We start from the raw sequence: 8,863 nt of genomic DNA, 5'->3' as shown, positions 1-8,863 counted from the left end.
CAACCGCGACCACGCCCGCCTGAGAGCTCCTGGGGAACGCGCCTTCGCCCAGCTGAAGTCCTGGCGCATCCTCCACCGAGCCCGATGCTCCACCCACCGCATCGGCACCATCGTCCAAGCCGTCCACACGCTCCTGACCTGCAACTATTCAGGATGAAAAAGGCTCACTGAGCTTCTTCAGCGGTCACACCAGGGGGTGGACGGCTCTTCTCGGTTGACTGGCTTCTGAGCTGCGGCAGCAGTCGACGTCGCGAGACGCAGCCGTCACCCGATCGGAGCCGTTCTGAAGAAGCTCACTGCCCGACGCCGGGGCGGTGCACCCCGGACGCGGCCGGTTTCGAGGCGGAAATGCGGCTGGTCAACCACGAGTACACCCGGCAGGTCATCACGGACACCAGCCTGACGGAGACCGGCTCTCCCCCTCCCACCACCACCGCGGGTGGCGCGTTGACCGAGGGCTGACCCCCACATGCAGGTGACCGCCTCTCCGCTTCTCCCGTACCGCCGACCACGCCAGTCCCGGACGAGCGGTGCGAGGGCCGCTTCCCTCCCGCTACGAAAAGTCCTACTGCACCCGGTTCCGCTCCTGCTGATTTCCGAACGGTCTTCCGGACAGGCAAAAGGGTCGCATCACGTGCTCGAAAGGGCGGCATAGCGCTCCCGCTACGCCATCCGGACAGACCTGACGCCTCCGAAGCGGACCCGTACGCTTGCCGGGACCGCGCCGGCCGCTACTTCGTTGCTTGCTCGGCCTCCTGCGGCGTGCATCGCCCCTTCGCGGACTTAGTACGCGCCTTCCTGCGTGGCCCCGAGATCTAGAGAAACCAGGAGCACCGTGAGTCAGACCTCGCAGTCCGCCGCACACCCTGAGGAACCACGCCTCGTGCTGCCCCCTCCGCGGACGTCTTGCCCCCGTGAAGCGCCTGCGCTGAGATGGGGAGTACTCGCCCCCGGCGTAATCGCGGAACGCTTCGTCGAGGCATTGCAGAGCCATACCCAGCAGCGCGTAGTGGCGGTCGGATCGCGCGACGCCGAGCGGGCGCGGGTGTTCGCGGACCGATTCGGGATCCCGTCGGCGTACGGAAGCTACGCCGAAGTACTTGACGACCATGACGTCGACATCGTGTACGTGGCGTCTCCGCACTCCAAGCACTTCGACCTCGCCATGCAGGCCATCACTGCGGGCCGTCATGTGCTGGTAGAGAAGGCATTCACCCGTAACGCCCGTGAGGCCGAGCGGTTGATCACCGCGGCACGCGAGCGGGGAGTGTTCCTCATGGAGGCCATGTGGACGCGCTTCCTGCCCCACATTGATGTCGTGCGGCAGGTCCTGGAATCCGGGCTGCTCGGCGAGGTGCAGACCGTCACTGCGGACATGGGCCTGCCCGCGGAGCCCGACCCGGCCCACCGTCTGTTCGACCTCGAACTGGCCGGGGGAGCACTCCTCGATCTCGGCATTTATCCGGTCTCGTTTGCCTCCATGGTGCTGGGACCCTTTACGTCGATCACAGCCATAGGAACGAAGACCTCCACCGGTGTCGATGGGCAGACCTCCGTCATCGTCAGGAACGAGTCTGGGGCGCACGGCGTGTTGAACACGACGCTCTTCGCCCGCACCCCCACGACGGCGTCAATTTCTGGCAGCCGCGGAAGGCTGGAAATCGCCGGTCGTTTCCACCGTCCCACGACTGTCCGTCTGATCAGCCCGGACGATGAGGTTCTCGACAGCTTCGTCCCTGAGCAACTCGACGGCGGCCTGTGCTACGAAGCCGCAGAGGCCGCACGCTGCATCGCCGCCGGGAAAATGGAATCCGCTCTCATGCCTCTCGGCGAAACCCTCGACATCATGCGCGTCCTGGACACGATCCGTCGCGACCTCGGCGTCACCTATCCCGGCGAGTGAGCATTCCCCCGATAGCGCTGTCTGCGTGTTGGCCGGACCCGCGGAACCACGAAACTCCCGACGGACGGATTCCTAACCAAGATCGCCCATAACCCCCAGGAGCTTCATGCGCCTGGGCCACCTGCCATCGGTCGGACCGGTCCATGCGCATACCTCGATGTCCGGCCGGCTGGCCTGCGTGGCCGTCAGGCGGCCGGCCACGTTCGCGGCCTCCCTGGCCGAGATGATGCGCATCGCGCGGACCCAAGGCGTTCGTGATCCCCGCCCCCTGTTCGAACGACCACATCCCGCCGACACCCCGCACTCTCCGGGCAAACACAAGCATCACGGCCTTTCCGGCACCGTCGCCTCAAGCAAGGGCGCGGCCCGTGCGCTCGCAGCGACACGTGCCGGGACACCCGGCCGGTCATGCAAAGCACGCCGCCGAAACACAGAAGACGGCCCCCGGCTGCTCTGGCTCCGCGAACCCATCCAAGATCTTTTGTCAGACAGGACCCAGCTTCTTCCACCGCAGGACATCGCCGAGGCGCATGAGCGAGATATCGTTCGATGAGGTCCGCCGTGTCGATCAGGAGTCGGTGGACCACCCAAGCGTCCAGCGGTCCACGATCCCCATGGCCACGGCAGGGTGCAGGATGCGGGAGCCTTAGCCGGAGACGGTCGACTGCGGGGAGCCGAGGGTCAAAGCTTGCTGCCATGCCTGCCTCCTCCTCATCTCGGCTACCGGGGTGCGGGGTGTGCGGGGCGGCCGGCCTCAGGCCGATGCTGCGGGCGCCCCGGTGCGCTGCTCCCGGGCCGGAGTCCGGCCCGGGAGCAGCGGTGTTCAGACCTCATACACCTCGGAGCCCTTGAACGCGGCGCGCCCTGCGACCGGGCAGGTCGGCATGTGCGGCGGGTATCGAGGGGTCGCAGAGGTGGAAGCACCCGCCGCCTCGCTTGAAGGGGCGGAGGGCGCTTCCACAGGCGGCCGGTCGGCCTAGCCGGTCCTCCCCGGCCGCAGTGCACAGTGAGATGATCTTGGCGCGCTCGTTCGTTCAGCTGCTCGCCGGCGAGGGTGTGCCGGGAGATCCAGCGGCTGCGGCCGTTGCTCGCGATCGCACCGGCAGCCCGGCCGCCGACGCAGTCGAGCGGCTATGGATCGTGGACGGCACGCTCACCCCGGTCGCGACCGCAAGACCGGCGCGTCCACACGCAACTACCGGTTCTAAGCGAACGAGGTCATCGTCGACGCCGACACGAAACTCGTGGTTGCGGCGGCCCGGCCGGTGCCGGGCAATACCGCGGACGCGAGGGCTTGGCGGGAATCGGGCCTGGCCGTCTGCGAGGGCGTGACCGTGTTGGGCGGTGGTTCCTACGTCAACACCAGGCTCGTCGTCCCGCACCGTAACGCCCCGGCCGAGCCCTGCTGCCGGGCGAGGAGGAGGGCAACGCCGAGCACCGGCGGGTGCGGGCCCGTGTCGAGCACGCTTTCGCCCGCATGAAGCACCAAGACTCTTCGGGACTGCCGCCAGCGGGGCGACGGCCTGCACCACTCGGTCCAGGCCGTCGCCCGCATACACACCTCGCCCATCCACCGCGTCGACTTGGGATCGCCCGAGCCGCCCTCGCTGTTGACCTGCCCTTCTCCAGGACGAATACGGCAGTGCAGTCTGCGCTAAAGAATGCCCATTCAGGCATGACGCGCGCCCCACATTGACCTCTCATAGAAAGAGCAAAAGATTATAGAGCTCCGTAAACGGATGGGTAAAAACGTGAACGAAATTGCAGAATTTAAGGAAGCATGGAAGGGTTACCTGGTCACGATTTCTCCTGACCTTAGCGATGGCCTAACCTATGCAATCGATGAGGTTTGCAAATTTGAAGAAGTCTCCAGCTGGGATTACTTGACCTTCGAAAAGGAAGTGACCGCTTCGATAGCGAACCTCGGAATTCGGCATTGGCTTGAAGCGTTGCCAGCTGCATGGGTAAATTCGGAAACATTGATTAGCTACCTGTTCCACCGGACGCCCACATTGAGGGAGTACATCTGTGAAGCGGCCAGAAACCTCGGGGAAATTCGAAATTCCCCCTCACGCAACAAACAAGAGGAGCATCTGGCGTTTACTCGACTACAGGAAGCAATTTCAATATCTGTCACTCATCTGCCGGATTGGATGGCTTCTCACGCCTACGAGTGGCTAGATGGGGATGGCAGAAACCATACATCAAAAACCGAGAAGTTTTCGACGCATGGACGCGAAGATACCACCACAGAGCGGCAGAATCAGAAACGTGCAACCGGAGTAGCGGACCACACCGATAATCAGGTGCAGTTGAGAGTTCAGTCAGCGGTTGAAAAACGCGGTCGCGCAAATCCAAGACGGCGTGCCGACGCCACAAAAGCTCGACGACGGCAGATCGCTGCGAATGAAAGCCGCAGTATGCAGAGAAGAGTGGGCGTAAAAAGTCCAGATGAAATTCAGGAGTTCTGGAAAGAGCTGCGACAGAATAATAACGCTGCCATCAAATTCGCACCAGCGACCGGAAACGACTGGAGAACGTTCATAGTATTCCGTAACGCTTACGGTGAGGAAGGGGCGTACGTCATGACCGTGGACGGGGACCTCGACAGCTACCTCGAATTGCTGAACGAATACGCGCTGGTGCATGTAGGGACCGGGCGTTGCGTAAAGCTTAAGCATGGAGGATTCTTCGGCCCCGGAGAAATCGCAGTTCAATCCAATTTTGAACGGGATAAGATCCGCTCCATTTTCAAAAAATGGGTGAGCGATAAGAAAATCGTTTTCGATGTATTGGAACCGAAGGTCAATACAGCTGAACAGCTGTCGCGCGGAATGCGGGGGGAGGCTGAAATACGCCTCAATGAAAGGAAGCCTGTCCGACAAAGAACCGCATCACGGTGGTCGGAAATCCTCGCCGCAGGAGAGCCACCCATAAACGATGATTTTCCTCAAAATAATAAAGATGACGATTTCGAATGGGAAGAACCGACGAGTCGTGGCAGTCGTAAAGACACCAAACTTCTGGTAACGGAAGAGTCGGGCTCCGAAGACGGCCTCTATAACACAGTGAAATACAACGACTAGTAGGGCTTGGTCAGGTTCAGTCGTTGGTGGCGTGTCCTGATGATCGGTTGTTCCGTTGATCGGGTGTGATGCCTGAGGAGTTGGCTGCGGTCCGGTGTGATCTGGAGGATTTCGCGGCGGAGATGTTCGAGCCGTTCGCGCGGGCGGATCAGCGCCGGTGGGGGGCGGTCTACCTGCGCGGGCTGCTAACGGACGGCGGACGCAAGTCCGTCGAGCCGATGGCAGCCCGGCTCGGGGAGGACGGGAACCGGCAGGCCCTGGCACACTTCATCACCTCCAGCCCGTGGGACCCGGCCCACGTGCGGGCCCGCCTCGCGTGGAAGATGCAGGCGGCGATGTGCGGGTGCGCAGGGAGGCCATGGCCTCGCCGATCGTGAGTACGCCGGTCATGTTCGGCTCCTGTCATATGTGTCGGTCGGCTGGTGCCGCTGCGATGCCGGGGGCCGGCACGGGCGCGCCCACGGCCGTGAGCAGCGTGGTGGCGCGGGCGGCGAGGGCACTTTGAACGCCCTCGCCGTCGGCGAAGCCGGCCTCTGCCAGGAGCGGGGAGCCGACGCCCACGGCGCACGCGCCGGCGGCGAGATAGGCGGCGGCGCTGTCGGCCCCAACGCCGCCGACGGCGATGAGGGGTGCGGTGGGCAGGGGCGCGCGCAGCTCCCGTATGTAGCGCGGACCGTGAGTACCGGCCGGGAAGATCTTCACCGCCATCGCGCCGAGGTCGAGAGCGCTGATCACCTTGGTCGGAGTCAGCGCCCCGCACATCGCCCGGACCTGCGGCTGCCACCGCGTCTTCACCTCGCGATCCAGGCGCGCGGCGAGGTTGCGGGCGCTCGCCCAGCTTGCCCAGGCCGCCCTCCACCGTCGCCTTGATCGCCGAGTCGACGATGGCCAGCTCCGGGTCGCGGCTCTTGTAGCCGTCCATGGCCGCGAGGATGCCGCCCATGAGTCACCAGAGCGTTCAAGGAACGACACGCTGGCCTAGCTGGCCCACCGGGGCGTGACCGTCCGCTCAGGCACAGTCGCCGACACCATCAAGCAGAACATCCGCACCGTCGCCGAGCGGCTGGGGACAGGAGCGCTCCGCCTGGCGGGAATTCGACCCGATCAGCCTCGAGGCCAGCATCGCCCAGCAGTGGCAGGCTTCTGAGGACAGCAGCGCGCCCGGCCAGGTGGGGCGTGCGCCGATGCCGTCGGTCGACAACCCAGAGCTCGCATTGATCGTCGGGGGTGGGCCCGATGCCCTGGAGGAGTGCGGCGGGGACCTGTACAGCGTCATCATCAAGGTCGCCGTCAACGCCTGATGACCGGCTGCATCACGACGAGGACGGCTGCACCGGCTGCCAGGACAAGCGATCCACCGGCACCGGCTGGCAGGCCCGGATGGCCGCCATCACCAATGCAGCCGGACATCACCAAGTGATTCAACCGGGACGTCTGGACGGCCGCTCTCAACGACACCGGATACGGCGTGACCCGAACCTGATGCCGAGCCCTTGTGAGGCACGTCCGGGGCGTCCGTCTGCGCTGCGAAGAATCGACGGGCGGGCCCGTCCAGGCTCAGCTCAACCTCCTGAGCGGCGCTGCCGGTAGGCGCGGTGGGGGCGGCGGCGCCCTGGTGATGGATCGGGAGCGGCTTCCGGTGAGGAGAATCCGCCCGGCACCGCAGCTGGCTGCGCCGGCTGCTCCACGGCCGGGGCCGCGGGGGCGGGAAGGGGCGTCTTGGCCGTGGCCAGGATGGTGAGGTGCGGGATGCTCTGGGCGCAGGTCTGACAGATCTCGGCCAGGGTCCAGACCTGGCCGACAGCCGGGTTGTGGACGAGGACCAAGAGGCTGGGGCCGGCGCAGTGGACGCGCGTTTCGTGGAGGGCGCACTGCGTGCTGCCACAGCTGCAGGCGGCGTTGGGTCGGGCGCCGACGAGGCGGCTGTGTGCTCTGGCGTGTTCCGCGGCGAAGCGCCGCATGCTTGCCGCGTCCTTCGAGCGGGGCGGCATCCGGCACGCGGCGGTGCTGCAGGTGACGGACACGGTGTGATCGGCATGGCCGGTGAGGCGGACCGTCCAGGTCCGTCCCGGCACGCGTGCTCCGGGCATCTGGGTCAAGTCGGGTCCCGTCGTCGTGCTGGGAGAGGCTGGCGTTCCCGCTGGCTCGTGTGGGAGCTGGGTGCATACGCCGTTTCGCGGTAAGCCCGCCGGCGGTGCGAGGCGTTCTGGTCAGAGCGTGCGCTGGCCGGCGGCCACCCTGCCGAGCATAACTGCGCCGTCGCCGGGGATCGGCTGATAGGCCGTGTTGTGCGGGATGAGCCAGACCCGGCCGTTCTCGCGGCACAGGCGTTTGACTGTGACTTCGCCGTCCAGCAGGGCCGCGACGATGTCGCTGTTATCGGCGGTGTCCGTGCGCCGGAGTCAGCGGCTATCGACCCGCGAGGTCCAGCAAGTGATCAACAAACGGTGGTGGCTCACCGACGTCAACCTTCGAGGCGATCGGACTCGAACGTGGCAGACCCGTTGGGCCCGCCCCCTCCTGAGCGGCTTCGCTCCGTCCACGACGGCCCGGACGCCCGTTCAACTGGTCCGGTTGTCAGTGAGCCTCTTTCATCCTGAATAGTTGCAGGTCAGTAGGGTGTGGATGGCTTGGACGATGGTGCCGATGCGTCGGGTGGAGCATCGGGCTCGGCGAAGGATCCGCCAGGATTTGAGCTGTGCGAAGGCGCGTTCGCCGGGAGCTCTGAGTCGGGCGTGGTCGCGGTTGAACTGCTGGTAGTGCTCGGGTTGTTCGCGGTGGTTCTTGTACGGGGTGCGAATGGTGGCGCCGGCGCCCTGGTAGGCACGGTCCGCCAGGACAAGGATCTGCCGGGTCAGACAGGCCTGCACGATCCCGTGAGCCCGTGCCGCGGTCAGGTCATGAGTGCGGCCGGGTGTCGCACGCGAGAACCACAGCGGTGCGCCGTCGGGGCGGGCGATGACCTGTACGTTCATGCCGTGCCTGCGGTACTTCATGGAGTAATACGGCTCGTCGGCGGCGATGCGGTCGCTTTCACCGAGGCCGGTGAGTGCTTCGTAGAGGCCGGGTGCCCAGCCGGCCAGGACGTCCAAGGTCTCGTCGACATAGCGCCAGGCGGGGGCCTGCGATATCCCGAAACCCGCCCCGAGCTGCGAGAACGTCTCGCTCTTCCGTAGACGGACCAGCGTGAGCAGAGCCTGTTTGAAGCAGCCGAGCTTGCGCCAGCGGGTGTTGCGGGCCTGGCGATGCTCGTGGAGCAGCCAGGCAACGTGCTCGACCAACTCGTGCGGGACGTCGAGCATGGCAGGATACGGAAACCACCAGGGCCCCTTCGGTCGCCAACGTGTTGAGTGAGATCACCACGCCAACGAGGAGGGGCCCTGCCTCGTCACCACACCCACTGACCAGCTCATTTCACCCTCCAACACAGGATGAAAGAAGCTCACTAAGGGTCTTCAGAGTGGTCACCGATCGGGTGACGGCCAGAGGTCGATAGCAGACGAGGCCTTCGGGCAGTGGTTCGAGATGTCTGAAGTCCCAACCGCCGCGACCGGAGGCCTCGTTGGTCATCTATCCTGCCGCACTCGAGCTGCCGCACGCGCTCGTAGAGTGGGTCACGATGCTGATCGTCACCCGCGAGGGTGACCGTCGGTGCAAGCTGCGACCCTCGCAACGCGCGATCATCACCCTGGTCTACCTGCGCGAGCACACCACCTATGCGAAGCTCGCCGCGGGCTTCCGTATCAGCGAGGGCACAGCCCATGCCTATGTACAGAGGTTGATCGGACTTCTCGCCTCGAAGGCACCGTCCCTGACACAGGCCCTGCGCCGGGCACGTCCCGAGTACGTCCTGGTGGACGGCACCATCGCCGAG

Annotated in this window: 5 protein-coding genes and 5 pseudogenes; 6 read left to right on the top strand and 4 right to left on the bottom strand. The window is 65.2% G+C overall.

From position 1 onward, the window contains the following. From ACZ68P_RS35825 to ACZ68P_RS35805, 5 genes and pseudogenes are all read left to right on the top strand, one after another. Window positions 1-157, top strand: a pseudogene (locus tag ACZ68P_RS35825) (IS5/IS1182 family transposase); the annotation flags it as partial. A gap of 726 nt (window positions 158-883) precedes the next feature. After that, complete coding sequence (locus tag ACZ68P_RS35820) at window positions 884-1,903, top strand: Gfo/Idh/MocA family protein (protein WP_471013538.1); 1,020 nt, start codon at window positions 884-886, stop codon at window positions 1,901-1,903. Window positions 1,904-2,936: 1,033 nt separating this feature from the next. Next, window positions 2,937-3,462, top strand: a pseudogene (locus ACZ68P_RS35815) (transposase family protein); the annotation flags it as partial. Window positions 3,463-3,654: 192 nt separating this feature from the next. Continuing rightward, window positions 3,655-4,989, top strand: coding sequence for a hypothetical protein (locus ACZ68P_RS35810; RefSeq protein ID WP_471013536.1), 1,335 nt, complete (start codon window positions 3,655-3,657; stop codon window positions 4,987-4,989). Window positions 4,990-5,054: 65 nt separating this feature from the next. Continuing rightward, window positions 5,055-5,318 (top strand): annotated as a pseudogene (locus tag ACZ68P_RS35805) (transposase); the annotation flags it as partial. Window positions 5,319-5,391: 73 nt separating this feature from the next. On the opposite strand, the gene ACZ68P_RS35800 reads toward ACZ68P_RS35805, so the two are convergent. The 4 genes and pseudogenes from ACZ68P_RS35800 to ACZ68P_RS35785 form a co-directional block, all read right to left on the bottom strand. Then, window positions 5,392-5,784 (bottom strand): hypothetical protein, encoded by a 393-nt coding sequence (locus ACZ68P_RS35800; RefSeq protein WP_471013534.1) that lies wholly within the window; start codon window positions 5,782-5,784, stop codon window positions 5,392-5,394. A gap of 767 nt (window positions 5,785-6,551) precedes the next feature. Continuing rightward, entirely contained in the window at window positions 6,552-7,064 is a 513-nt protein-coding gene (locus tag ACZ68P_RS35795; protein WP_471013532.1) for a hypothetical protein, read from the bottom strand. A gap of 135 nt (window positions 7,065-7,199) precedes the next feature. Further along, window positions 7,200-7,391: pseudogene (locus ACZ68P_RS35790) on the bottom strand (LexA family protein); the annotation flags it as partial. Window positions 7,392-7,580: 189 nt separating this feature from the next. Continuing rightward, window positions 7,581-8,352: pseudogene (locus tag ACZ68P_RS35785) on the bottom strand (transposase family protein). Between the two features lie 199 nt (window positions 8,353-8,551). Between ACZ68P_RS35785 and ACZ68P_RS35780 the strand changes: the two are divergent. Next, a partial coding sequence (locus tag ACZ68P_RS35780) for a helix-turn-helix domain-containing protein (protein ID WP_471013530.1) occupies window positions 8,552-8,863 on the top strand: 312 nt, incomplete at its 3' end.

Source organism: Streptomyces sp. NPDC036822, from assembly GCF_055609145.1.
This window is presented reverse-complemented; position numbering and strand designations above follow the sequence as displayed.